This is a genomic window from Pseudomonas sp. NFPP25, from assembly GCF_900116505.1.
GTDB lineage: Bacteria > Pseudomonadota > Gammaproteobacteria > Pseudomonadales > Pseudomonadaceae > Aquipseudomonas > Aquipseudomonas protegens.
This window is the reverse complement of record NZ_FPBG01000003.1, coordinates 461487-486480: the sequence shown is the minus strand read 5'-3', so window position 1 is coordinate 486480 and position 24994 is coordinate 461487. Positions and strand designations below refer to the sequence as shown.

22 protein-coding genes are annotated in these 24994 nt (G+C 64.5%); 14 read left to right on the top strand and 8 right to left on the bottom strand.

The window, feature by feature from the left end:
* The first annotated feature begins 31 nt into the window (after positions 1-31).
* Positions 32-1231, top strand: a complete 1200-nt coding sequence (gene dapC, locus BM382_RS14225) for a succinyldiaminopimelate transaminase (RefSeq protein ID WP_011059521.1) — start codon at positions 32-34, stop codon at positions 1229-1231.
* Positions 1232-1286: 55 nt separating this feature from the next.
* Here dapC and BM382_RS14220 read toward each other — a convergent pair whose 3' ends face one another.
* On the bottom strand, positions 1287-2933 hold the full coding sequence (locus tag BM382_RS14220; protein ID WP_011059520.1) for a Na+/H+ antiporter: 1647 nt from the start codon (positions 2931-2933) through the stop codon (positions 1287-1289).
* Positions 2934-3170: 237 nt separating this feature from the next.
* Here BM382_RS14220 and BM382_RS14215 point away from each other — a divergent pair, with 237 nt between their 5' ends.
* The 4 genes from BM382_RS14215 to BM382_RS14200 all read left to right on the top strand — a co-directional run bounded on the left by BM382_RS14215 (position 3171) and on the right by BM382_RS14200 (position 6290).
* Positions 3171-3533, top strand: a complete 363-nt coding sequence (locus BM382_RS14215; protein ID WP_011059519.1) for an ArsC family reductase — start codon at positions 3171-3173, stop codon at positions 3531-3533.
* Between the two features lie 33 nt (positions 3534-3566).
* Positions 3567-4601 (top strand): 2,3,4,5-tetrahydropyridine-2,6-dicarboxylate N-succinyltransferase, encoded by a 1035-nt coding sequence (gene dapD / locus BM382_RS14210; RefSeq protein ID WP_011059518.1) that lies wholly within the window; start codon positions 3567-3569, stop codon positions 4599-4601.
* A gap of 76 nt (positions 4602-4677) precedes the next feature.
* A complete protein-coding gene (locus BM382_RS14205; RefSeq protein WP_072443127.1) occupies positions 4678-5883 on the top strand; it encodes an aminotransferase class V-fold PLP-dependent enzyme in 1206 nt (401 codons plus the stop codon).
* Positions 5880-6290 (top strand): SufE family protein, encoded by a 411-nt coding sequence (locus BM382_RS14200; RefSeq protein ID WP_072443125.1) that lies wholly within the window; start codon positions 5880-5882, stop codon positions 6288-6290. The genes BM382_RS14205 and BM382_RS14200 overlap by 4 nt, the downstream gene beginning before the upstream one ends.
* Before the next feature lie 82 nt (positions 6291-6372).
* Here the strand turns inward: BM382_RS14200 and tcdA are convergent, their stop codons facing one another.
* Positions 6373-7188, bottom strand: a complete 816-nt coding sequence (gene tcdA / locus BM382_RS14195; protein ID WP_170866327.1) for a tRNA cyclic N6-threonylcarbamoyladenosine(37) synthase TcdA — start codon at positions 7186-7188, stop codon at positions 6373-6375.
* 217 nt (positions 7189-7405) lie between these two features.
* Between tcdA and BM382_RS14190 the strand changes: the two genes are divergently transcribed.
* From BM382_RS14190 to BM382_RS14175, 4 genes are all read left to right on the top strand, one after another.
* On the top strand, positions 7406-9997 hold the full coding sequence (locus BM382_RS14190; protein WP_011059514.1) for a glycosyltransferase: 2592 nt from the start codon (positions 7406-7408) through the stop codon (positions 9995-9997).
* Positions 9998-10182: 185 nt separating this feature from the next.
* On the top strand, positions 10183-11334 hold the full coding sequence (dapE, locus tag BM382_RS14185; protein WP_019093668.1) for a succinyl-diaminopimelate desuccinylase: 1152 nt from the start codon (positions 10183-10185) through the stop codon (positions 11332-11334).
* On the top strand, positions 11334-12143 hold the full coding sequence (locus BM382_RS14180; protein WP_019093669.1) for a putative RNA methyltransferase: 810 nt from the start codon (positions 11334-11336) through the stop codon (positions 12141-12143). The genes dapE and BM382_RS14180 overlap by 1 nt, the downstream gene beginning before the upstream one ends.
* Positions 12144-12228: 85 nt before the next feature.
* A complete protein-coding gene (locus tag BM382_RS14175) occupies positions 12229-12606 on the top strand; it encodes a hypothetical protein (protein ID WP_011059511.1) in 378 nt (125 codons plus the stop codon).
* A gap of 103 nt (positions 12607-12709) precedes the next feature.
* On the opposite strand, the gene BM382_RS14170 is transcribed toward BM382_RS14175, so the two are convergent.
* The gene (locus BM382_RS14170) at positions 12710-12919 is read right to left on the bottom strand and encodes a cold-shock protein (RefSeq protein WP_011059510.1); all 210 of its coding nucleotides are present in this window, start codon (positions 12917-12919) and stop codon (positions 12710-12712) included.
* Between the two features lie 247 nt (positions 12920-13166).
* Between BM382_RS14170 and plsB the strand changes: the two genes are divergently transcribed.
* The 3 genes from plsB to BM382_RS14155 are packed head-to-tail and all read left to right on the top strand — an operon-like array spanning position 13167 to position 16836.
* On the top strand, positions 13167-15671 hold the full coding sequence (gene plsB / locus BM382_RS14165; protein WP_011059509.1) for a glycerol-3-phosphate 1-O-acyltransferase PlsB: 2505 nt from the start codon (positions 13167-13169) through the stop codon (positions 15669-15671).
* Between the two features lie 52 nt (positions 15672-15723).
* Positions 15724-16122, top strand: coding sequence for a YbaY family lipoprotein (locus BM382_RS14160; protein ID WP_011059508.1), 399 nt, complete (start codon positions 15724-15726; stop codon positions 16120-16122).
* Positions 16123-16146: 24 nt separating this feature from the next.
* Positions 16147-16836: a DUF4197 domain-containing protein gene (locus BM382_RS14155; RefSeq protein WP_011059507.1), complete on the top strand. Its 690-nt coding sequence runs from the start codon at positions 16147-16149 to the stop codon at positions 16834-16836.
* 122 nt (positions 16837-16958) lie between these two features.
* On the opposite strand, the gene BM382_RS14150 is transcribed toward BM382_RS14155, so the two are convergent.
* Complete coding sequence (locus tag BM382_RS14150; RefSeq protein WP_011059506.1) at positions 16959-20015, bottom strand: efflux RND transporter permease subunit; 3057 nt, start codon at positions 20013-20015, stop codon at positions 16959-16961.
* A 6-nt stretch (positions 20016-20021) separates the two neighbouring features.
* Complete coding sequence (locus BM382_RS14145) at positions 20022-21110, bottom strand: efflux RND transporter periplasmic adaptor subunit (RefSeq protein WP_011059505.1); 1089 nt, start codon at positions 21108-21110, stop codon at positions 20022-20024.
* A 94-nt stretch (positions 21111-21204) separates the two neighbouring features.
* On the opposite strand from BM382_RS14145, the gene BM382_RS14140 reads away from it, so the two are divergent.
* Positions 21205-21840, top strand: a complete 636-nt coding sequence (locus tag BM382_RS14140) for a TetR/AcrR family transcriptional regulator (RefSeq protein ID WP_015634319.1) — start codon at positions 21205-21207, stop codon at positions 21838-21840.
* A gap of 99 nt (positions 21841-21939) precedes the next feature.
* On the opposite strand, the gene BM382_RS14135 is transcribed toward BM382_RS14140, so the two are convergent.
* Positions 21940-22722, bottom strand: coding sequence for a class I SAM-dependent methyltransferase (locus BM382_RS14135; RefSeq protein WP_011059503.1), 783 nt, complete (start codon positions 22720-22722; stop codon positions 21940-21942).
* Positions 22723-22816: 94 nt separating this feature from the next.
* Here BM382_RS14135 and BM382_RS14130 point away from each other — a divergent pair, with 94 nt between their 5' ends.
* Positions 22817-23434, top strand: a complete 618-nt coding sequence (locus BM382_RS14130; protein ID WP_015634318.1) for a hypothetical protein — start codon at positions 22817-22819, stop codon at positions 23432-23434.
* Between the two features lie 8 nt (positions 23435-23442).
* On the opposite strand, the gene BM382_RS14125 is transcribed toward BM382_RS14130, so the two are convergent.
* A complete protein-coding gene (locus tag BM382_RS14125; protein ID WP_011059501.1) occupies positions 23443-24141 on the bottom strand; it encodes an extensin-like domain-containing protein in 699 nt (232 codons plus the stop codon).
* A 13-nt stretch (positions 24142-24154) separates the two neighbouring features.
* Positions 24155-24985 carry an isocitrate lyase/PEP mutase family protein gene (locus BM382_RS14120; protein ID WP_019093909.1) on the bottom strand — a complete coding sequence of 277 codons (831 nt, stop codon included), beginning with the start codon at positions 24983-24985 and terminating at the stop codon, positions 24155-24157.
* Positions 24986-24994 lie beyond the last annotated feature (9 nt).

The following is a 24994-nucleotide window of genomic DNA, read 5'->3' as shown; positions in this document are numbered from 1 at the left end:
GAACCACCGCTTTGAGTGAGATACCGCCTCCATGAACAACGCTCTGAACCAGTTGCAGCCCTACCCGTTCGAAAAGCTGCGCGCCTTGCTCGGCACCGTGACGCCCAACCCGGACAAGCGCGCCATCGCCCTGTCCATCGGCGAACCCAAGCACCGCTCGCCAAGCTTTGTCGCCGAAGCCCTAGCCAGCAACCTCGATCAGATGGCGGTCTACCCCACCACCCTGGGCATCCCGGCCCTGCGCGAAGCCATCGCCGGCTGGTGCGAACGGCGCTTTGGCGTGCCCGCGCTCTGGCTCGACCCGGCGCGCAATGTACTGCCGGTCAACGGCACCCGCGAAGCGCTGTTCGCCTTCACCCAGACCGTGGTCAACCGCGGCGAAGATGCCCTGGTGGTCAGCCCCAACCCCTTCTATCAGATCTACGAAGGCGCGGCCTTCCTCGCCGGGGCCAAGCCGCACTACCTGCCGTGCCTCGACGAAAACGGCTTCAACCCGGACTTCGACGCCGTGCCGGTGGAGATCTGGCAGCGCTGCCAGATCCTCTTCCTGTGCTCGCCGGGCAACCCCACCGGCGCGCTGATCCCGCTGGACACCCTGAAGAAGCTGATCGCCCTGGCCGACGAGCACGACTTCGTGATCGCCGCCGACGAGTGCTACAGCGAGCTGTACTTCGACGAACAGGCACCGCCCCCGGGCCTGCTCAGCGCCTGCGTCGAACTGGGCCGCAAGGACTTCAAGCGCTGCGTGGTGTTCCACAGCCTGTCCAAGCGCTCCAACCTGCCGGGCCTGCGCTCGGGCTTCGTCGCCGGTGATGCCGAGATTCTCAAGGGCTTCCTGCTGTACCGCACCTACCACGGCTGCGCCATGCCGGTGCAGACCCAACTGGCCAGCGTCGCCGCCTGGAACGACGAAGTGCACGTGCGCGCCAACCGCGCCTTGTACCGGGAGAAATTCGACGCGGTGCTGGCGATCCTTGCGCCCGTGATGGATGTGCAGCGCCCGGACGGCAGCTTCTACCTGTGGCCGAACGTGGCCGGGGATGACGCAGCCTTCTGCCGCGACCTGTTCGAACAGGAGCATGTGACCGTGGTTCCGGGCTCCTACCTGTCGCGGGATGTGGACGGCACCAACCCGGGCGCCGGCCGGGTACGCATGGCGCTGGTAGCGCCGCTGGCGGAATGCGTGGAAGCCGCGGAACGGATTCGCGATTTCGTGCTGCGTCGCGCTTGAGGCCTTTCGCCGGCAAGCCGGCTCCCACAGCAGGAGCCGACTGCCGGCGAACGCCTCACTTCACCTGCCCCAGATTGGCCTCGCTCATATCCAAGTCGGCCAGTACTTCGCGTAGCACATCGTCGCCAATCTGATGCTGGCGGCTCAGCCGATACAGCTCCAGCCGTTGCGCACGCAGGGCCTTGATCCGCAGGCGCCGCTCCAGCAAGTCCATCTGGAACGCCAGGGCCTGGGCCTCGGCGGAATCGTTGTAGACCTCCAACTGATGCCGGTACTCGGCCATCAAGCGCCCCTTGAGTTCGGTGGCCAGGGCCGCCTGGGCAGCATCCGGGGTTTCACCGGTGTCAGCCACCTCTTCGGCCTCCAGGGCATGGATCGCCGCTTCGGCAGTCTTGCGCCAGGCATCCCGCACTTCCCCACGGCGCTTGTCGTCAGGGCTCTTCACAATGCCGCGCAGCAGCAGCGGCAGAGCAATGCAGGCCGCCACCAGGGACAGCAGGATCACCCCGGCAGCGATGAAGATCAGCAGGTCGCGCTCCGGAAAGGCTTCGCCGGCACCGAGAAACAACGGTACCGACATCACACCGGCCAGGGTTACCGCCCCGCGCACTCCACCCACGGTCAGCAACCAGCAGGAACGGGCAGTCGGCACCAGGGTCAATTCACCCTTGCCGCGCCAGCGCCGCAGCAGGCCGGACAGGCGCCAGATGCTCTGCACCCAGATGAAACGCAACACCAGCAGCACCAGGAAAATCGCCACCACATCCAGGCAACGGTAGAACAGGATCGGCCACAGCGAGGTCTCGTGACTGACCACGGCCTTGATGATGTCCGGCAGCTGCAACCCCAGGAGCAGGAAGATCAGGCCGTTGAAGGCGAACTCCAGCAGTGACCAGACGCTGCGATTGAGCAGCCGGGTGCTGGTCTGGCGCGGCAGCAGGTCGAGCCAGCTCTGCATCATCCCCGCCGCCACCGCCGAGAGAATGCCCGAGGCCCCCAGGCGCTCGGCCAGCACATAGGCGGCGAACGGCAAAAGCAGCATGAACACCACGTGGGTCGCCGGGTCATCCCAGCCTCGGGCGATCATCCAGGCCCGCAGGCGCCCCACCAGCCAGCTCAGTGCCACCCCGACCGCCAGGCCGCCCACCGCCACCAGGACGAAGGTCAGGCTGGCGTTGGCCAGGGAGAACACCCCGGTCACCGCCGCTGCCAGGGCGAACTTGAAGGTCACCAGGCCCGAGGCGTCATTCATCAGCGCCTCCCCCTGGAGCATGTGCATCAGGGGCGTGGGCAAGCGGTTCTGGGAAATCGCCGATACCGCCACGGCGTCGGTGGGCGAAAGCACGGCGGCTAGGGCAAAGGCCACCGGCAACGGAATGCTCGGCAGCAGCCAATGGATGAAGTAGCCGGCGCCCACCACGGTGAACAGCACCAGCCCTACTGCCAGGGTCAGGATCGGCCCGCGCAGGCGCCAGAATTCGCGCTTGGGCATGCGCCAGCCATCGGAAAACAATAGCGGCGGCAAGAACAGGAAGAGAAACAGCTCCGGGTCCAGGGCCACGTGCAGCCCCAGGGTCGGCCAGGCCAGCAAGGCGCCGGCGGCAATCTGCACCAGGGGCAGCGGCAGTGGAATCACCCGTCCGACAAGACGCGAGAGGCTCACCAGCATCAGCAGGATGAGGACGGTATAGGCGGTTTGCATAAAGCGGGCTTCCCGATCTGAAACTTCAAAGCAGACACACAACGGCGGCAGGAATTCACCGCAGAAGTGCCATATTAGCCGCTTAAGCTGCGTTTACGCCGCTGCACAAAAGTCGCAACGGCGCCCGGGCGTGGAAACACAATGCGACAAAGCCCCGCAGCAGCCGACGCCGAATCGGCGCGGTCGTGGCATAATCCGTGACCTTTCATCTCCAGCATCTCCAAAGGGGGCAATTCCTTGACCGCTTCAAGCAAAACGTTGCACCTTTTCGGCATCAAAGCCTGTGACACCATGAAAAAGGCGCGCACCTGGCTCGATGAACACGCTGTCAGCTATGACTTCCATGATTACAAAACCTCCGGCATTGACCGTGAGCACCTGAATCAGTGGTGCGACGAGCACGGCTGGCAGGTGGTGTTGAACCGCGCGGGCACGACCTTTCGCAAACTCGATGACGAAAGCAAAGCCGATCTCGACCAGGCGAAAGCCGTTGAACTGATGCTCGCGCAACCTTCGATGATCAAGCGCCCGGTGCTCGATCTCGGAGACAAGACCCTGATTGGCTTCAAGCCAGACCTTTACGCAGCGGCGCTCAAGTAAGCCTGCTCAATCAATTTCGCAAGAGGTAACTGCATGTCCACTACCCTGTTCAGCCTGGCATTCGGTGTCGGCACCCAGAACCGCCAAGGCGCTTGGCTGGAAGTGTTTTACGCATCGCCCCTGCTCCAGCCTGCGGCTGAAATCGTCGCTGCCGTAGCGCCGATCCTCGGCTACAGCGAAGGCAACCAGGCCATCACGTTCACCACCGCCCAGGCCGCGCAAATGGCCGACGCACTGAAAAGCATCGACGCCACCCAGGCCGCCCTGCTGACCCGCCTGGCCGAAAGCCACAAGCCGCTGGTAGCGACCCTGCTGGCCGAAGATGCCCAGCTGACCTCCACTCCAGAGGCCTACCTGAAGCTGCACCTGCTGTCCCACCGCCTGGTCAAGCCGCACGGCCTGAGCCTGGCCGGCGTGTTCCCGCTGCTGCCGAACGTGGCCTGGACCAGCCAGGGCGCGATCGACCTGGGCGAGCTGGCCGAGCGTCAACTGGAAGCGCGCCTGCGCGGCGAGCTGCTGGAAGTGTTCTCGGTGGACAAGTTCCCGAAAATGACCGACTACGTGGTGCCGAGCGGCGTGCGTATCGCTGACAGTGCGCGGATCCGCCTGGGCGCCTACATCGGCGAAGGCACCACCGTGATGCACGAAGGCTTCGTCAACTTCAACGCCGGCACCGAAGGCCCGGGCATGATCGAAGGCCGGGTTTCCGCGGGCGTGTTCGTCGGCAAGGGTTCGGACCTGGGCGGCGGTTGCTCCACCATGGGCACCCTGTCGGGTGGCGGCAACATCGTGATCAAGGTCGGCGAAGGTTGCCTGATCGGCGCCAACGCCGGTATCGGCATCCCGCTGGGCGACCGCAATACCGTGGAGTCGGGCCTGTACGTGACCGCCGGCACCAAGGTGGCGCTGCTGGACGAGAACAACCAGCTGGTCAAAGTGCTCAAGGCCCGGGAACTGGCCGGCCAGCCGGACCTGCTGTTCCGTCGCAACTCGGAAACCGGCGCCGTGGAGTGCAAGACCCACAAGTCGGCCATCGAGCTGAACGAAGCGCTGCACGCTCACAACTAAGCAGCGATTCGGTTTCACTGGAACCGGCCAGGCGCTTATCATCGGCGCCCGGCCTGTTCAAACGAGTTCTGCCACCATGCTTGTAGCCTCCCCCTGGCGCGCCGACTTCCCGGCCATCGCCGCCCTGCATCGCCAGGACCAGACGTACCTGGACAACGCCGCCACCACGCAAAAACCCCAAGCCCTGCTGGACGCGCTGGCGCACTACTACGCCAATGGCGCGGCCAATGTGCATCGTGCGCAACACCTGCCCGGCGCCCACGCCACCCAAGCGTTCGAAGACAGCCGCAGCAAGGTCGGCCAATGGCTGAATGCCGGTGACAGTGGGCAAATCGTCTTCACCCACGGCGCGACCTCCGCGCTGAATCTTCTGGCCTACGGCCTGGAGCACCAATTTTCCGCGGGCGATGAAATCGTCATCAGCGCCCTGGAGCACCACGCCAATCTGCTGCCCTGGCAGCAACTGGCCCAACGTCGCGGTCTCAAGCTGCTGGTCCTGCCCCTGGACCCGGACGGCCTGATCGACGTCGACGCGGCAAGCCGCTTGATCGGCCCGCGCACCCGTTTGCTGGCGGTGAGCCAGCTGTCCAACGTGCTTGGCGCCTGGCAACCCTTGACCCCACTGCTGGCCATGGCCAGGGCCCAGGGCGCACTGACGGTGATCGACGGCGCCCAGGGCGTGGTCCATGGCCGCCACGATGTGCAGGCCCTGGGCTGCGACTTCTATGTGTTCTCCAGCCACAAGCTGTACGGCCCGGATGGGGTCGGCGTGCTGTTTGGCCGTCATGCAGCACTCAAGGGCCTGCGCCACTGGCAGTTCGGCGGTGAAATGGTCCAGGACGCCGATTACCAGCACGCCAGCTTCCGCCCCGCCCCCCTGGGGTTCGAGGCCGGTACGCCGCCGATTGCCGGGGTCATCGGCCTGGGTGCCACCCTGGATTATCTCGCCGGCCTGGATCAGCAAGCACTGGCCGACCATGAAGCAGCGCTGCACGCCTACCTGCTGCACGGCTTGCAGGCGCGCAATGGCATCCGCCTGCTGGGCTCGCCGCAAGTGGCCCTGGTCAGTTTTGTCGTGGATGGGGTGCACAACGCCGACCTGGCGCACCTGCTAACCGAACAAGGCATTGCCGTACGCGCCGGGCATCACTGCGCCATGCCGCTGATGAAGAGCCTGGGGTTGGCCGGAGCGATTCGCGTGTCATTGGCGCTGTACAACGATTCCGAGGACCTGGAGCGTTTCTTCGAAGCCCTGGATCAGGCCCTGGAACTGCTGCGATGAGCCTGCCGGCGGATGCCGTCGCCGCCCTGGAGATTTTCCAGGGGGCTGCCGGCTGGGAACAGCGGGCGCGCCTGCTGATGCAATGGGGCGAGCGCCTGCCGCCCCTGAGCGAGGCCGACCAGATCGAGGCCAACCGGGTGCACGGCTGTGAAAGCCAGGTCTGGCTGGTGGCGGCCCTGGAAAACGGTCATTGGCAGTTTGCCGCGGCCAGCGACGCGCGGCTGATTCGCGGGCTGGTGGCCCTGCTCCTGGCGCGGGTCAATGGCCTGACGGCACAGCAGTTGCGGGAAGTGGACCTGGCCGACTGGTTCAACCAGTTGGGCCTGTCGCGCCAGCTCTCGCCTTCACGCAGCAATGGCCTGAACGCCGTCTTGCAACGCATGAGCGAACTGGCCAGCGCCCCCTAACTCCGTAGGAGCCTGCTTGCTGGCCAACAGGCCCATAAGCCTTGCACCCTCCTCGCGGCCCTCTTCGCTGGCAAGCCAGCTCCTACGGGGCGGCGGGCTTGCTGCGCTCCGACGGGCGGCGCACGCCGGCGACAATCTTGTCCACTGCCTTGGTCGCCGCCACCATGCCGAAGGTCGCGGTCACCATCATCACCGCGCCAAAGCCGCCGGCACAGTCGAGCTTGACGCCATCGCCGACAAAACTCTTCTGCAGGCAGATGCTGCCGTCCGGCTTCGGATAACGCAGCTGCTCGGTGGAAAACACGCAAGGCACGCTGTAGTGCCGGGTTACGGTGCGCGAGAAACCGTAGTCGCGGCGCAGGGTGGACCGCACCTTGGAGGCCAACGGGTCATTGAAGGTACGGTTCAGGTCGCAGACCTGGATCAGCGTCGGGTCGATCTGCCCCCCCGCGCCGCCGGTGGTGATGATCTGGATCTTGCGTCGCTTGCACCAGGCAATCAGCGCCGCCTTGGCATTGACACTGTCGATGCAGTCGATCACGCAATCGATGTCTGGGGTGATGTACTCGGCCATGGTCTCGCGGGTGACGAAGTCCGCCACCGCGTGCACCCTGCAGCCCGGATTGATGCCCCGCAGGCGTTCGGCCATGACCTCGACCTTGGGCTTGCCCACAGTGCTGTCCAGCGCGTGCAACTGGCGGTTGCTGTTGCTGACGCAGACGTCATCGAGGTCGAACAGCGAGATCTCGCCCACCCCGCAACGGGCGATGGCTTCTGCCGCCCAGGAACCGACCCCGCCGACTCCGACGATCGCCACATGGGCCGCCCGCAGCCGCTCCAGGCCTTCAATGCCATACAAACGGGCGACGCCGGCAAACCGTGGATCTTCTGTACTCATGACCATCACCTAAAAAACCGGCGCGCATTATAGGGCCTCAACGCGACAAGTTTTAACCTTGAAGCTACAAGTAAAGAACTTAAACCCGAATACAGTGCCCAAGGTCTGGCTTTCCTCTGTGCGCTGTACGCTCAGTTGAGGGCCGGTGTAGGATGCCCGCCGTTTGGCGCCTGCCAACCCTTCCCTCGTTCCACACCTTTTGGAACCCGAAATAGCTATGTCATCGCGTAAATTTGGACTCAACCTGGTGATAGTGCTGGCCATTGCCGCGCTGTTCACCGGTTTCTGGGCGCTGATCAATCGCCCGGTCTCGGCCCCCGACTGGCCGGAACAGATCTCCGGTTTTTCCTACTCGCCTTTCCAGCAGGGCCAGTTCCCGCAGAAGGACCAGTACCCGTCCGACGATGAAATGCGTCGCGACCTGGAGATCATGAGCAAGCTGACCGACAACATCCGTACCTATTCGGTGGACGGCAGCCTGGAAGACATCCCGAGGCTCGCGGAAGAGTTCGGCCTGCGCGTGACCCTGGGGATCTGGATCAGCCCGGACCTGGAGCGCAACGAGCGGGAAATCATGCGCGCCATCGAACTGGCCAATACCTCCCGCAGCGTCGTGCGGGTGGTGGTGGGTAACGAGGCGATCTTCCGCAAGGAAATCACCGCCGACCAACTGTCGGTGATTCTCGACCGGGTGCGTGCCGCGGTAAAAGTTCCGGTCACCACCTCGGAGCAATGGCACGTCTGGGAGGAAAACCCGGGGCTGGCCAAGCACGTCGACCTGATCGCCGCGCACATCCTGCCCTACTGGGAGTTCATCCCGGTGGACAAGGCCGAGCAGTTCGTCCTCGACCGCGCCCGGGACCTGAAGAAGATGTTCCCGAAAAAACCGCTGCTGCTGTCCGAGGTCGGCTGGCCGAGCAACGGCCGCATGCGCGGTGGCGCCGACGCCAGCCCGGCGGACCAGGCGATCTACCTGCGTACCCTGGTCAACAAGCTCAACCGCCAGGGCTACAACTACTTTGTCATCGAAGCCTTCGACCAGCCGTGGAAGGCCAGCGACGAAGGTTCGGTGGGCGCCTACTGGGGCGTGTTCAACGCCGCGCGCCAGCAGAAATTCAACTTCGAAGGCCCGGTGGTCGCGATCCCGCAATGGCGGGTGCTGGCCATCGGCTCGGTGGTGCTGGCGCTGCTGTCGCTGACCCTGCTGATGATCGACGGCTCGGCCCTGCGCCAGCGCGGCCGCACCTTCCTGACCTTTATCGCGTTCCTCTGCGGTTCGGTGCTGGTGTGGATCGGCTACGACTACAGCCAGCAATACAGCACCTGGTTCAGCCTGACGGTGGGCTTCCTCCTGGCCCTCGGCGCGCTGGGGGTGTTCATCGTGCTGCTGACCGAGGCCCATGAACTGGCCGAAGCGGTGTGGATACACAAGCGCCGGCGCGAATTCCTGCCGGTGGAGGGGGACTCCAGCTACCGGCCGAAAGTCTCGATCCACGTGCCCTGCTACAACGAGCCGCCGGAGATGGTCAAACAGACCCTCAATGCCCTGGCCAACCTCGATTACCCGGACTTCGAAGTCCTGATCATCGACAACAACACCAAGGACCCGGCGGTCTGGGAACCGGTGCAGGCCTATTGCGAGACCCTCGGCCCGCGCTTCAAGTTCTTCCACGTCGCGCCCCTGGCCGGCTTCAAGGGCGGTGCGCTGAACTATCTGTTGCCGCACACCGCCAAGGATGCCGAAGTGATCGCGGTGATCGACTCCGACTACTGCGTCGATCGCAACTGGCTCAAGCACATGGTGCCGCACTTCGCCGATCCGAAGATCGCCATCGTGCAGTCGCCCCAGGACTATCGCGACCAGAACGAAAGCACCTTCAAGAAGCTCTGCTACGCGGAATACAAAGGCTTCTTCCATATCGGCATGGTCACCCGCAACGACCGTGACGCGATCATCCAGCACGGCACCATGACCATGACCCGGCGCACAGTGCTCGAAGAGCTGGGCTGGGCCGACTGGTGCATCTGCGAAGACGCCGAGCTGGGCCTGCGGGTGTTCGAGAAAGGCCTGTCGGCGGCGTACCACCACGAAAGCTACGGCAAGGGCCTGATGCCCGACACCTTCATCGACTTCAAGAAGCAGCGTTTCCGCTGGGCCTATGGCGCGATCCAGATCATCAAGCGCCACACCGCCAGCCTGCTGCGCGGCAAGAACACCGAGCTGACCCGTGGCCAGCGCTACCACTTCCTCGCGGGCTGGCTGCCGTGGGTAGCGGACGGCATGAACATCTTCTTCACCGTCGGCGCCCTGCTGTGGTCGGCGGCGATGATCATCGTGCCGCAACGGGTCGACCCGCCGCTGCTGATCTTCGCCATCCCGCCGCTGGCGCTGTTCGTGTTCAAGGTGGGCAAGATCATCTTCCTCTACCGCCGTGCGGTGGGGGTCAACCTCAAGGACGCGTTCTGCGCGGCCCTGGCGGGCCTGGCCTTGTCCCACACCATCGCCAAGGCGGTGCTGTACGGCTTCTTCACCAGCAGCATTCCGTTCTTCCGCACCCCGAAGAACGCCGACAACCACGGCTTCTGGGTGGCGATCTCGGAAGCCCGGGAAGAGCTGTTCATCATGCTGCTGTTGTGGGGCGCGGCGCTGGGGATCTTCCTGGTGCAGGGCCTGCCGAGCAACGACATGCGCTTCTGGGTGACCATGCTCCTGGTGCAGTCTTTGCCTTACGTGGCAGCGCTGGTCATGGCCTTCCTTTCGTCGCTGCCAAAACCGGCGGAAGAAAGCCAGCCGGCTCCAGCTGCCTAAATCGATCCAAAGTACTAAACGGCGGCCTCTGGCCGCCGTTTTGCTTTAAGATATCCGCCATTTTGCGCGCCTCGCCCAACCCTGTAGGAGCTGGCTTGCCAGCGAACCAAGCAACGCGGTGTATCGATTAAACCGCCCTCGCCGCCCCGCCGGCTCCTGCACAATGCCTTGCACCGGAGTTACCCATGACGGCCCATGCCGAGCTTTCGCCGACCCTGCAACTTGCCTGTGATCTGATCCGTCGCCCCTCGGTGACGCCGATCGACGCCGACTGCCAGAAGCTGATGATGCAGCGCCTGGGGGATGCCGGCTTCAAGCTGGAACCGATGCGCATCGAGGACGTGGACAACTTCTGGGCCAGCCATGGCCAGCATGAAGGCCCGGTGCTGTGTTTTGCCGGCCACACCGACGTGGTGCCTACCGGCCCGGTCCAGGCCTGGCAGAACGACCCGTTCGACGCTCTGATCGACGAGCACGGCATGCTCTGCGGCCGTGGCGCAGCGGACATGAAGGGCAGCCTGGCGGCCATGCTGGTAGCCGCTGAGCGTTTCGTCACCGACTACCCGGACCACAAGGGCTCGGTAGCCTTCCTCATCACCAGCGACGAAGAAGGCCCCGCGCACCATGGCACCAAGGCCGTGGTGGAGCGCCTGGCGGCACGCAAGGAGCGCCTGGACTGGTGCATCGTCGGTGAGCCTTCGAGCACCAGCCTGGTGGGCGACGTAGTCAAGAACGGCCGCCGCGGCTCCCTCGGCGCCAAGCTCACCGTGCGCGGGGTACAGGGCCACGTGGCCTACCCGCACCTGGCGAAGAACCCGATCCACCTGGCGGCGCCGGCCCTGGCGGAACTGGCGGCGGAGCACTGGGACGACGGCAACGCCTTCTTCCCACCCACCAGTTTCCAGATCTCCAACCTCAATTCCGGCACCGGCGCCACCAACGTGATTCCCGGTGAACTGACCGCGCTGTTCAACTTCCGCTTCTCCACCGAATCCACGGTGGAAGGCCTGCAGCAGCGGGTCGCGGCCATCCTCGACAAGCACGGCCTGGACTGGCATGTGGAGTGGGCCCTGTCCGGGTTGCCGTTCCTCACCGAACCCGGCGCCCTGCTGGACGCGGTATCGGCCAGCATCAAGCAGGTCACCGGGCGCGACACCAAGGCCTCCACCAGTGGCGGCACCTCCGACGGGCGCTTCATCGCCACCCTGGGCACCCAGGTGGTGGAACTGGGCCCGGTCAACGCCACCATCCATCAGGTCAACGAGCGGGTACTGGCCAGCGACCTCGATGTGCTGACCGAAATCTACTACCAGACCCTGATCAAGTTGCTCGCCTGATGCTTGCCTGTCCTCTCTGCAGTGCCCCGCTGAACGTCGTGGACAACGGCGTGGTCTGCCCGGCCGGGCATCGTTTCGACCGGGCACGCCAGGGCTACCTGAACCTGCTGCCGGTGCAGCACAAGAACAGCCGTGACCCGGGCGACAACCAGGCCATGGTCGAGGCCCGCCGCGACTTTCTCAACGCCGGGCACTACGCCCCGGTGGCCCGGCGCCTGGCGGAGCTGGCGGCAGAACGTGCGCCCCAGCGCTGGGTCGACATCGGCTGTGGCGAGGGTTACTACACCGCGCAACTGGCCCAGGCCCTGCCCGCTGCCGATGGCTACGCCCTGGATATTTCCCGGGAGGCGGTGAAGCGCGCCTGCCGTCGTGCCCCGCAACTGACCTGGATGGTCGCCAGCATGGCGCGCATCCCCCTGGCGGACGCCAGCTGCCAGTTCCTGGCCAGCGTCTTCAGCCCCCTTGACTGGCTGGAGGCCAAGCGCCTGCTCAGCCCCGGCGGCGGCCTGATGAAGGTAGGTCCCACCAGCGGCCACCTGATGGAACTGCGCGAACGCCTGTACGACGAAGTGCGCGAATACACCGACGACAAGCACCTGGCCCTGGTACCCGAAGGCATGGCCCTGGCCCACAGCGAAACCCTGGAGTTCAAGCTGCACCTGGAACGCCCGCAAGACCGCGCCAACCTGCTGGCCATGACGCCCCACGGCTGGCGCGCCAGCGCCGAGCGCCGCGCCGCGGTGATCGAGCAGGCCGAGCCTTTCGAGGTCAGCGTATCGATGCGCTACGATTACTTCGTGCTGCAATAACCCACTAAAACCCAAGGCCCCGAGCCTGTGCTCGCGGCCGAAGAAATCCGCGAATGGATTTTTCAGACCGGCAATGAGGACATCCATGCGCCAGCCCGATATCGAGATTTACCTGAAAGACGCCGACGTCGACTACAAGGCCATCGCCGCCTGGCTGGGCGCCGTGCTTGGCCCGTGCAGCGACTGGGTACAAAAAGGCCAGACCTACAAATGCACCGCAGGCCAGGTGCCCGTGACCTGGCTGCCCAAGGCCGTGGGCAAGTGGAACAGCCTGTACCTGGAAAGCGACCAGACCCCGTGGGATGACGACATCGCCTGCGCCCGCGCCGCCTTTGCCGCGTTGAATGTGGAGGTGCGCTGCGCACCGGGCAGCTGGGTCGAGGAAGAGGGTGAAGAGTCCGCCGATCGCTGGATTCGCATCAGCGCCGACGGTGAAGAAGAGATTACCTGGCGCACTGCCTGAACAGTGCATACCCGTAGGAGCCGGCTTGCCGGCGAAGAGGCCTTCAAGACTTGCGTTCGATAGACGGGCGCCTTCGCTGGCAAGCCAGCTCCTACAGGGTGGGTTACAGGCCGACGACGTCTTCGGCTTGCAGACCTTTCTGGCCTTCGACCACAGCGTATTCCACCTGCTGGCCTTCGGTCAGGGAGCGGTGGCCTTCGCCACGGATCGCCCGGTAGTGGACAAATACGTCCGCCCCGCCTTCACGCTGGATAAAACCGTAGCCCTTGGCGTCGTTGAACCACTTCACGTTGCCTGTCTCACGAGTAGTCATGAATCCATACCTCATTTTTTTATTATTGGATTGGCGCACTGCAACCAAACCCTGAGAACTTTCCCCCAGCCTGCCTCTCTATGAGTGAAAGCGATACGACCGCGGGAGAGTCGGCCGAGTATATGACAGGCGTAAAAACTCTCAACTCAATCTTGTTTCGGCGCTTTTTTGCCGATTTTCGGCGAATCCGGCACACTACCGGCCCCGAGCAGTTGCTCGGTTTTCTACTCACTCACGCAGAAGCCGTATGACCCGCTCCCCGATCCGCCGTCTTGTGTTTGGCACCTTGCGCCGACTGCTGTACCTCTGGGTCCGCTCGGAAACCATCAACCAGTCGTCCTTCACCCTCGACCTCGACCGCAGCCGACCGGTGTTCTACGTCCTGCAAAACCCGTCCCTGACCGATCTCGCCGTGGTCGATACCGAATGCACCAAGGCTGGGCTGCCACGTCCGGTACTGCCGGTGTCGGTGGGCAACCTGCTGGAACCGGCGGCCTTCTTCTACCTGACCCCGGAGCCCGACTGGCTTGGTCGCCAGGACAAGCGCGGGGCGCCACCGACCCTGACCCGGCTGGTCAGCGCACTGACCCAGAATGCCGCCGAAGATGCACAGATCATTCCGGTCAGCGTGTTCTGGGGCCAGTCGCCGGACAGCGAGTCGAGCCCGTGGAAGCTGCTGTTCGCCGACAGCTGGGCGGTCACCGGGCGCCTGCGCCGGCTGCTGAGCATCATGATCCTGGGACGCAAGACCCGGGTGCAGTTCTCCGCACCGATCAACCTGCGCGAGCTGATCGAGCACAACAAGGGCCACGAGCGCACCGTGCGCATGGCCCAGCGCATCCTGCGGGTACACTTTCGCAACCTCAAGGCTGCGGTCATCGGCCCGGACATTTCCCACCGGCGCAACCTGGTCAAGGGCCTGCTCAACCAGCCCCTGGTGAAACAGGCGATCCTCGACGAGGCCGAGCGCGAAAAGATTTCCCCGGAAAAAGCCAAGGCCCAGGCCCTGCGCTACGGCAACGAGATCGCCTCGGACTACACCTACACCGCGATCCGCTTCCTGGAAGTGGTGCTGAGCTGGTTCTGGAACAAGATCTACGACGGGATCAAGGTCAACCACCTCGAAGGCGTGCAGAAGATCGCCCAAGGCCACGAAGTGATCTACGTGCCCTGCCACCGCAGCCATATCGACTACCTGCTGCTGTCCTACCTGCTGTTTCGCAACGGCCTGACCCCGCCGCACATCGCCGCCGGGATCAACCTCAACATGCCGGTGATCGGCGGCCTGCTGCGTCGCGGCGGGGCCTTCTTCATGCGCCGCACCTTCAAGGGCAACCCGCTCTACACCTCGGTGTTCAACGAATACCTGCACACCTTGTTCACCAAGGGTTTCCCGGTGGAGTACTTCGTCGAGGGCGGCCGTTCGCGCACCGGGCGCATGCTGCAACCCAAGACCGGGATGCTGGCAATCACCCTGCGCAGCTTCCTGCGCTCCTCGCGCATGCCCATCGTCTTCGTACCGGTGTACATCGGCTATGAAAGGGTGCTGGAAGGCCGGACCTACCTGGGCGAGCTGCGCGGCGCGAGCAAGAAGAAAGAGTCGATTTTCGACATCTTCAAGGTCATCGGCGCCCTCAAGCAGCGCTTCGGCCAGGTGGCAGTGAACTTCGGCGAACCGATCAAGCTGGCGGAATTCCTCGACCAGGAACAGCCGGACTGGCGGACCCAGGAGCTGGGCCCGCAGTACCGCCCGGCCTGGCTCAATGAAACCACCAACCGTCTCGGCGAGCGGGTGGCCCAGCACCTCAACGAAGCCGCGGCGATCAACCCGGTGAACCTGGTGGCCCTGGCCCTGCTCTCCACCACCCGCCTGGCCCTGGACGACCGCGCCATGGCGCGGGTCCTGGACCTGTACCTGGCGCTACTGCGTCGCGTGCCCTACTCGCCCCACACCACCTTGCCCGAAGGCGACGGCCGGGCTCTGATCCAGCACGTCAAGGACATGGACCTGCTGGCCGAACAGAGCGACGCCCTGGGCAAGATCCTCTACCTGGACGAGCAGAACGCCGTCCTGATGACCTACTACCGCAACAACGTGCTGCACATCTTCGCCCTGCCGGCGTTGCTGGCGAGCTTCTTCCAGAGCTCGTCGCGCATGAGCCGCGAACAGATCCTGCGTTATACCCGCGCGCTTTATCCCTACCTGCAATCGGAGCTGTTCATCCGCTGGCCGCTGGATGAGCTGGACGCGGTGGTGGACCAGTGGCTGGAGGCCTTTGTCGAACAGGGCCTGCTGCGCTTCGAGAAGGACCTGTACCAGCGTCCGGCCCCGAGCTCACGGCATTTCGTCCTGCTGACCCTGCTGTCCAAGAGCATTGCCCAGACCCTGCAACGCTTCTACATGGCTATTTCCCTGTTGCTCAACAGCGGCCAGAACAGCATCAGCGCCGAGGAGCTGGAAGACCTGTGCACGGTCATGGCCCAGCGCCTGTCGATCCTGCATGGCCTCAATGCCCCGGAGTTCTTCGACAAGAGCCTGTTCCGCCACTTTATCCAGACCCTGCTGGACCAGGGTGTGCTGCGCCGCGACGAAGCCGGCAAGCTGAGCTACCACGAAGCGCTGGGGGAACTGGCCGAAGGTGCCGCCAAGCGCGTGCTGCCGGCAGAAATTCGCCTGTCGATCCGCCAGGTCGCCCTGCACCGCAGCGAAGACGCCGCCGACCAGCTCGCGGCACCTGCGCAAAACGACTAGATTCTTACGGGCGCCGGGAGCAGCTGCGGCGCCCTCGATACGGAGATCCGCGATGAAAAAGCTCAGCCTGCTGGCCGCCACCGCGCTGCTCGGCGCTTGCCAGTCCATGAATCCCGCTGCCAAGGCCAGCCTCGACGGCGAAGTCTTCTACTTGCAGCGCATCGCCCTGCCTCCGGCCGCCACCCTGAGCGTGAGCCTGCAGGACGTGTCACTGGCCGACGCCCCTGCCGTGGTCCTGGCCGAGCAGAGCGGTCCGGTCAAGGGCCAGGTGCCGCTGCCCTTTCACCTCAGCTACGACCCGGCCCAGGTCAAGCCCGGCCACCGCTATTCGGTCAGCGCGCGGATTGAAGTGGCTGGCCAGCTGGTCTTCATCACCACCGAAAACAACGCCGTTAAACTCGACGGCAGCGACCCGCAGCCCTTGAAGCTGCGGGTCGACGCTGTTCGTTAATTCTTATTGCACAAGGAAGCCGCCATGCTCCGTACTTCGCTTCGTTTCACCAGCCTGTGCGCTGGCCTGTTGATCTCCGCCAGCGCCCTGGCCCTGTCCCTGAGCGACCTGTCCCAGGGTGACGCCAGCGGTGGCCTGAAAGATGCCCTGACCCAGGGTGCGCAGATCGCCGTCAAACAGCTGGGCACCCCAGGTGGTTTCAGCAACAACCCCGAGGTGCGCATCGAGCTGCCGGGCAACCTGGGCAAGGTCGCGAAAAAAATGAAACAGTTCGGCATGGGCGACCAGGTCGATCAGCTTGAAACCAGCATGAACAAGGCTGCCGAGGCCGCTGTGCCGCAAGCCCAGGCCCTGTTGGTGGATGCCGTGAAGAAGATGACCGTGGCTGACGCCAAGGGCATTCTTGCCGGCGGCAAGGACTCCGCCACCCAATACCTGGACAAGAGCAGCCGCGAGCAGATCCGCGCCAAGTTCCTGCCGATCGTCAAGCAGGCCACTGACCAGGTCGGCCTGGCCAAGCAGTACAACTCCTTCGCCGGCCAGGCTGCGACGCTCGGCGTGCTGGATGCCAAGAGCGCAAACATCGAGAGTTACGTGACCGAACAAGCCCTCAATGGCCTGTTCGAAATGATCGGCAAGCAGGAAGAAACCATTCGCCAGAACCCGGCGGCAGCCGCCACCAGCCTGGCCAAGAAAGTCTTCGGCACCCTGTAAGCCTCCCCGCTACCTGTAGGAGCCAGCTTGCCGGCGAAGATGTCGCCAGGACAAGCGCCTGCCCCAAGGGCCTCTTCGCCGGCAAGCCGGCTCCTACAGGATGTATTCCCGCATACCGGTTCCTAGGTTTTCTTGACCCTGAACCAGGCCGCATACAGCGCCGGCAGGAACAACAGGGTCAGCGCCGTCGCCACGATCAGCCCACCCATGATGGCCACTGCCATCGGCCCGAAGAACACACTGCGCGACAGCGGGATCATCGCCAGCACTGCCGCCAGGGCGGTCAGCACGATGGGCCGGAAACGCCGCACCGTGGCTTCGATGATCGCATCCCAGGGCTTGTGCCCCGCCTTGATGTCCTGCTCGATCTGGTCCACCAGGATCACCGAGTTGCGCATGATCATCCCCGACAGGGCAATGGTGCCGAGCATGGCCACGAAGCCGAAGGGCTGGCGGAACACCAGCAGGAACAAGGTGACCCCGATCAATCCCAGGGGCGCCGTGAGGAACACCATGGCCGTGCGCGAGAAACTGCGCAGCTGGATCATCAGCAAGGTCAGCACCACCACGATGAACAGCGGCACGCCGGCCTTCACCGAGTTCTGGCCCCGGGTCGAGTCCTCGACCGTGCCACCCACTTCCAGCAGGTAACCATCGGGCAGCTCGGCGCGAACCGGCTCCAGGGTCGGCAGGATCTGCTGCACCAGGGTCGCCGGCTGCTCCTTGCCGTAGATGTCGGCGCGCACGGTGACGTTGGGCAGGCGGTTGCGGTGCCAGATCACCCCTTCCTCGAAGCCGTACTCCAGGGTCGCCACCTGGGACAGGGACACGCTCTGGCCATTCTCGGTAGGCACCGCCAGGCTCGGCAGCAACGACAGTTCGGTGCGTTCCTCGCGGGTGCCCCGCAGCAGGATCTCGATCAGCTCGTTGTCTTCCCGGTACTGGCTGACGGTGGAACCGATCAGCGAACTCTGGAGGAATTTCGACAGGTTGGCGGTGCTCACTCCCAAGGCCCGGGCCCGGTCCTGGTCAATGTTCAGGTAGACCACCTTGCTGGGCTCTTCCCAATCCAGGTGCACGTTGACCACATGGGGGTTCTCTCGCACCTTGGCCGCTACCTTGCGCGCCAGGGCGCGGACTTCCTCGATGTGCTCGCCGGTGACCCGGAACTGCACCGGGTAGCCCACGGGCGGCCCGTTCTCCAGGCGCGTGACCCGCGAGCGCAGCGCCGGGAACTGCTCGTTGAGGGTTTCGATCAACCAGCCGCGCAGCTCTTCACGCTCCTCGATGCTCTTGGCCAGCACCACGAACTGGGCAAAGCTGGTGGCGGGCAGTTGCTGGTCCAGCGGCAGGTAGAACCGCGGCGAACCGGTGCCCACGTAGGCCACGTAGTTGTCGATGCCCGCATGCTCCTTGAGCAGGGCTTCTAGGCGCTTGACCTCATCGGCGGTGTTGCTCAGGGACGCGCCTTCCGCCAGCTTCAGGTCGACCATCAGTTCCAGGCGACCCGAGGCCGGGAAGAACTGCTGGGGAACGAAACGGAACAGCATCACCGAGCCGACGAACAGCAGGATGGTCAGGACGATCACCGTCTTGCGCCGCTCCACGCACCAGCCCACTACCCGCCGGACCCGCTGGTAGAAGGGTGTACCGTGGGGATTGGATTCGGCGCCGTGCTTGGCGGCGTGGATCTTCGCCAGGTCCGGCAGCAGTTTTTCCCCCAGGTACGGCACGAACACCACGGCTGCAATCCACGAGGCCACCAGGGCAATGGTCACCACCTGGAAGATCGAACGGGTGTATTCGCCCGTGCCGGACTGGGCCGTGGCGATCGGCAGGAAGCCCGCCGCAGTGATCAGGGTGCCGGTGAGCATGGGGAAGGCGGTACTGGTCCAGGCGAAGCTGGCGGCCTTGATCCGGTCGAAACCCTGCTCCATCTTGATCGCCATCATCTCTACCGCAATGATCGCGTCGTCCACCAGCAAGCCCAGGGCCAGCACCAGCGCTCCCAGGGAAATCTTGTGCAGGCCGATCCCCAGGTAGTACATGGTGGCGAAGGTCATCGCCAGCACCAGGGGAATCGCCAGGGCCACCACCATCCCGGTCCGCACTCCCAGGGAGAAGAAACTCACCAGCAGCACGATGATCAGGGCCTCGGCCAGCACCCGGACGAACTCGCCCACCCCAGTCTTCACCGCCGCCGGCTGGTCGGACACCTTGCGCAGTTCCATCCCCGCCGGCAGGCTTTTCTGCAGGCGCGAGAACTCGCCTTCCAGGGCCTTGCCCAGCACCAGGATGTCACCCCCCTCCTTCATCGCCACAGCCAGGCCGATGGCGTCTTCACCCATGAAGCGCATGCGCGGCGCGGGTGGATCGTTGAAACCACGACGCACGTCCGCCACATCACCGATGCGGAAGGTACGACCGGCGACGCGGATCGGGAAATTGCGGATCTGCTCCACGGTCTGGAAATTGCCCGACACCCGCAGTTGCACCCGCTCGCTCGGGGTCTCGAAGAACCCAGCGGTGGACACTGCGTTCTGTTCTTCCAGGGCCTGTTGCACCGCCGCCAGGGGCAGGCCCAGGGTCGCCAGCTTGACGTTGGACAGCTCGATCCAGATTTTCTCGTCCTGCAGGCCCAGCAGGTCGACCTTGCCCACGTCCTTGACCCGTTGCAGCTGGATCTGGATGCGGTCGGCGTAGTCCTTGAGTACCGCGTAGTCGAAGCCCTGCCCGGTCAACGCATAGATATTGCCGAAGGTGGTGCCGAACTCATCGTTGAAGAACGGCCCCTGGATACCGGGCGGCAGGGTCTGCCGGATATCGCTGATCTTCTTGCGTACCTGGTACCACAGCTCGGGAACCTCGTTGGAGTGCATCGAGTCCCGGGCGATGAAGGTCACCTGGGACTCCCCCGGCCGCGAGAAGGACACGATGCGGTCGTACTCGCCAGTCTCCATCAGCTTCTTTTCAATGCGCTCGGTGACCTGGCGCGAGACTTCCTGGGCCGTGGCCCCGGGCCAGTTGGTGCGGATCACCATGGCCTTGAAGGTGAAAGGCGGATCCTCGCTCTGCCCCAACTTGGTGTAGGACAGCGCACCGACAATGGCCAGCAGCAGCATCAGGAACAGAACGATCTGGCGATTGCGCAACGCCCAGGCGGAAAGGTTGAAACCCATCGGGGATTACTCCTTGGCCGCCAGATTGACCACGCGGTTGGAGCGATCCACCGGGCGCACCTGCAAGCCCTCATGGAGCACATGCACCCCCGCGGCCACCACCCAATCGCTGGCGCTCAGCCCTTCCAGCACCGGCACGCTCTTCTCGCCGAAGGCGCCGACCCGCACCGGGGTCTTGTGCAGGGTATTGTTGGCATCCACCCGCCAGACATAAGTCGCCCCGCCTTCCGCGGACAACGCCGACAGCGGCACCGACAGCGGCACCGCATCGCCGCTCTGGATGAACACCCGGGCACTCTGGCCCAGCTCGGCGGGAACCTTGCCGGCAGTGAAGGCAATACGCGCGGCGAAGGTCCGGGACTTGGGATCGGCAGCAGGCGACAGCTCGCGGATGCGCCCGTCGAAACGCTGGCCCGGCTGGGTCCAGAGCTCCACCGATACCGGCTGGCCGACCTTGAAGCGGCCGTAGTTCTGCTCGGGGAAGCTGATCAGCACCTCACGCTCGCCATCGGTGGCCAGGGTGAAGACCGTCTGCCCGGCCGCCACCACCTGCCCCACTTCCACCGCACGCTTGGCCACCACGCCGTCCTGCGGCGCGCGCAGCACCGCGTAGCCGGCCTGGTTGTTGGCCACATCGAACTCGGCCTTGATCTGCTTCAGGCGCGCTTCGCCGGAACGGTAGAGGTTCTCGGCGTTGTCGTATTGGGAATGGCTGACCATCTGCCGCTCCAGCAGGGTCTTGTAGCGATCACGCTCGGCGCGCACCAGGTTGAGGTTGGCGCTGGCTGCAGTGACCTGGGCCCGGGTGGCTTCAAGTTGCAGGCGCACGTCCTGCGGGTCGAGCTCCGCCAGGGGCTGGTTGGCCTTGACCCGCTCGCCCTCCTCCACCAGCCGTCGGCTGACCTTGCCGCCGATACGAAATGCCAGGTCCGGCTCGTAGCGGGCGCGCACCTCGCCCGGGTAGCTGTCCGAAGCTCTTGCCGAAGGCTCTGGCTGGACCACCATGGCCGGCCGGATGCCAATTTGAACGGGCTCTTCGTGCCCACAAGCAGACAGAAAAAAAGCCAGGCTGACTGGCAAGGCATAGCGGAACATGGCGGCGACCTTTCGCTAATGGTGCTTGGAATATTTATACTGGCCGGTATGTTATTAATAGCAAACTCACCAGTCCAGTATTAACAGCGAAAAAATGTCCGACAATATTTCCGCAAACGTTGGGCCAGGCAGGCCCAAGGATCTGGCCAAGCGCCAGGCCATTCTCGAAGCAGCCAAAGTCCTGTTCTTGAGCAATGGCTACGCCAGTACCAGCATGGATGCGGTCGCCGCTGAGGCCGGGGTTTCAAAGCTCACGGTCTACAGCCATTTCAATGACAAGGAGACCTTGTTCACCGCCGCTGTGGTGGCCAAGTGCGAAGAACAGCTGCCCACGCTGATCTACGAACTGACTCCCGACACGCCGGTGGAGAATGTCCTGCTGAACATCGCCCGGGGCTTTCACCATCTGATCAACAGCGACGAGTCGGTGAACCTGCACCGCCTGATCATGACGCTGGGCAGCCAGGACCCCAAGCTCTCGCAGATCTTCATCGAGGCCGGTCCCGAACGGGTGCTGCTGGGCATGGAGCGGCTGCTGGCGAAGATCAATCAGTTGGGCACCCTGCGCATCGACAAGCCGCGCAACGCCGCCGAGCACTTTTTCTGCATGCTCAAGGGCGGGGCGAATTTCCGCCTGCTCTACGGCTGCGGCGAACCCTTGAGGGGCGCCGCCGCAGAGGAGCATGTGCAGGAAGTGGTGGCGCTGTTCATCCGCGCCTACCGGCCGTAGAAACCGGCAGGTGCAGGAGCTGGCTGATGTAGGAGCGGGCTTGCCAGCGAAGCGGACTGAAGACCGCCTTCGCCGGCAAGCCGGCTGCTACAGGGGGGCTCAGGCCTTGAGGGCCTTCTTCGGGTAGATGTCGTAGCGGCTGGATTTGCCCTCCAGCCCATGGCTGGGCTTGGGCCCTTCGATGCACGGCGCCTTGCGCGGACGCTTGACCACCACCCGGTGGCTGGCCAGGGCCAGGGCTGCGGCGAGCAGGGCCGGGGCGTCGTTGTCATCGCCCACCAGTGGCCGGAACAAGCGCATTTCCTTCTTCACCAGGGCACTTTTCTCCCGATGGGGAAACATCGGGTCGAGGTAGATCACCTGGGGCGGTTCACCCTGCCAGTTGCGCATCAGCTCGATGGAATTGCCCTTGAGCAGGTGCATGCGGGCCACGATAGGCCCTACCTCGGCGTCCTGCGCAGCGCGGGCCAGGCCGTCTTCCAATAGCGCACCAATCAATGGCTGGCGCTCGATCAGGCTCATCTCGCAACCCAGGGTCGCCAGCACGAAGCCGTCCTTGCCCAGACCGGCCGTGGCATCCAGCACCCGTGGTCGCACGCCCTGGGCCACGCCCACCGCCTTGGCGATCATCTGCCCGCTGCCGCCGCCGTACAGCCGCCGATGGGCTGCACCACCCTCGACGAAATCCACCCGTACCGGCCCGGGCGCGTCCGGCCCCAATTGCTGCAACTGCAGGCCCTGCTCCCCCACTTGCAAGGCGAACTCGGCCTCATCGACCTGCAGCGCCAGCCCCAGGCGCTCGGCCCATTGCTCGGCCGCTGGGGCGAATCCGGCGCCCAGGGCCTCGACTTTGATGCGGCAGGCTGCGGGTTGCTCATTCATCTGAAAACACACTCAAAAAATTAATGATCGGCAAAAACTGCCGATAACAGGACTATCGGCCATTTTGCCAGAGCTCAAGCGTCGACCGAGAGCAATGTCAGACATTCAACGCACATCGATAGGTTATATCTCGCCCCACGGCGACTATGGCCTGCGCAACTCCCAGGCACTGAGCGGCGTCAGCCATCTGTGGCAGGACTTCTTTGCCCAGGCCCTGGCCGAGCAACGGGGTGAAGGTGCGAGCGTTGAATCGGTACCGGCGGTGGCCATCGATGGCCCGGTTGAACCGGCTGGCGGCAGCGATGTGCTGGCGCAGATCGTCAACCAGCGTCATTGCGACGTGCAAGACACCGAGGTCCGCCCGCCGGAGCCGCTGTTCCTGCCTATCGCCGAGTTTGAAATGGACCTGCTGGATAAACCCGCCCCGCCCTTCCCGCCAGAAGAGATCGTGGCCCAGCAGCGCCAGCAGGATTTCGAAAGTGGCTGGGTACGCCCGATCGTGCTCAACGCCGGCCAGCCGATTCCTGCTCCAGGCCCTGCGCCGGAGCCCCGCCCACTGCACCTGCCGATCGCCGAATTCGAACTGGACCTGCTGGACAAACCCGCCGAGCCGTTCCCGCCTCAGGAACTCATCGAGCAACAGCGGGCGATGGACTTCGATATCGGCTGGGCCCGCCCACTGATCCTGCAGAACCTGCGCATCGCCGCCTGAGCCCAGCCTCAGCGACACACCCACCAAGGCCCTACATCCAGATGAAAGTGGTTGCGATGGGCATTGTTGTAGTCCGGCCCCAGCACCACGTTGAACGCATCACAGGCGCCATCCCGGGCCAGGCGCAGAAACCGGCCTTCATTGCTGTCCTTGGGCCAATCCCGGAGCACGCTGATGCTGCGCCCATCCCCCAGGCGAAAGCCGGCGATGTCCAGGGCATTGGCACTGGCATGCTGGCTGCGGGCACCGCTCTCGCGGCTGTACATGTTGCGGCAGGCGAAACTGCCCAGGTGATCGACTCGCGCCACCCGCTGGCCGTACACCGCCTGCGCGGCCGACTGCAGGCCGTGGCGCTCATACAGGGCAAAGGCCACCGCCAGCGGGCAACTGGCAAGAAAGCTGCTGCTCAGGGCCACGTCGCCACCCTGTACACGCAGGGTATTGCTCAATGGGCAAGCGACGTCCCTGCGGCTGTCGAGCTGGCGGCTGGTACGCAAACCCGAGCCCGCCAGCACCTGGTCGCACAGTTGCGGGTCATCCCGCAGCCGCGCCAGCTTGAAACGGGTCAACAGGTTGGGCTTGGCCCGCACGTCCAGCGGCGCCCAGGGATTCCAACTGTCCGCGACGGGCAACCAGCCCAGGCGAACACCGATCAACAACAGGGCGCCCAGCAACAACAAGGCGCCCAGGACTTTCACTACCCGCACAGACACTCCCGTTTCACGGCTGCTTGAACATTTGATTGATCTGCCCGAACGGCATCGCCCGGTCGGCAAAATCGAAACGCCCGTGGCTATGGATATCTAGCGCAGCCCGGTAGAAGGCTCCGTAAGCGGCCCGCGCCAGGGCCGAACCGACACTGATGCGCTTGACGCCCAGCTCCGCCAGTTGCGCCACGCTGAGGTTGAGGCTTCCCGACATCAGCACGTTCACTGGCTTGGGCGCCACCGCTCGCACCACCTGCTGGATATCCTCGGCACTGCCCAGGGCCGGGGCATAGAGCACATCGGCACCGGCCTCGGCAAAAGCCTGCAAGCGGCGAATGGTGTCTGCCAGATCATCACGCCCGTGCAGCAGGTTTTCCGCCCGGGCGGTCAGGGTAAAGGGAAAGGGCAGGCTGCGAACGGCCGCCACGCAGGCCTCGATGCGTTCCACCGCCAACTGGAAATCGTAGATCGGCTGCTCGGCATGGCCCGTGGCGTCCTCGATCGAAGCACCGACCACACCGCTGGCCGCCGCAAGAAGCAGCGCCTGGGCACAGCCTTCGGGGCTGTCGGAAAACCCGTTTTCCAGGTCCGCCGCCACCGGCAGGCTGCTGGCGCCGACGATGCTGCGCACGTTGTCCAGCGTGTCCTCCAGGCTGAGTGCACCTTCGGCATCCGGGCGCCCCAGGGAAAAGGCATAGCCGGCGCTGGTGGTGGCCAGGGCCTCGAAGCCGAGGCTGGCGAGCATCTTCGCCGAACCGGCATCCCAGGGGTTGGGAATGACGAAGGCTCCGGCACGTTCATGCAGGGCCCTGAAGGCAGTGGCTCGAAGGGTTTGCGCGTCCATTGGCTCGCT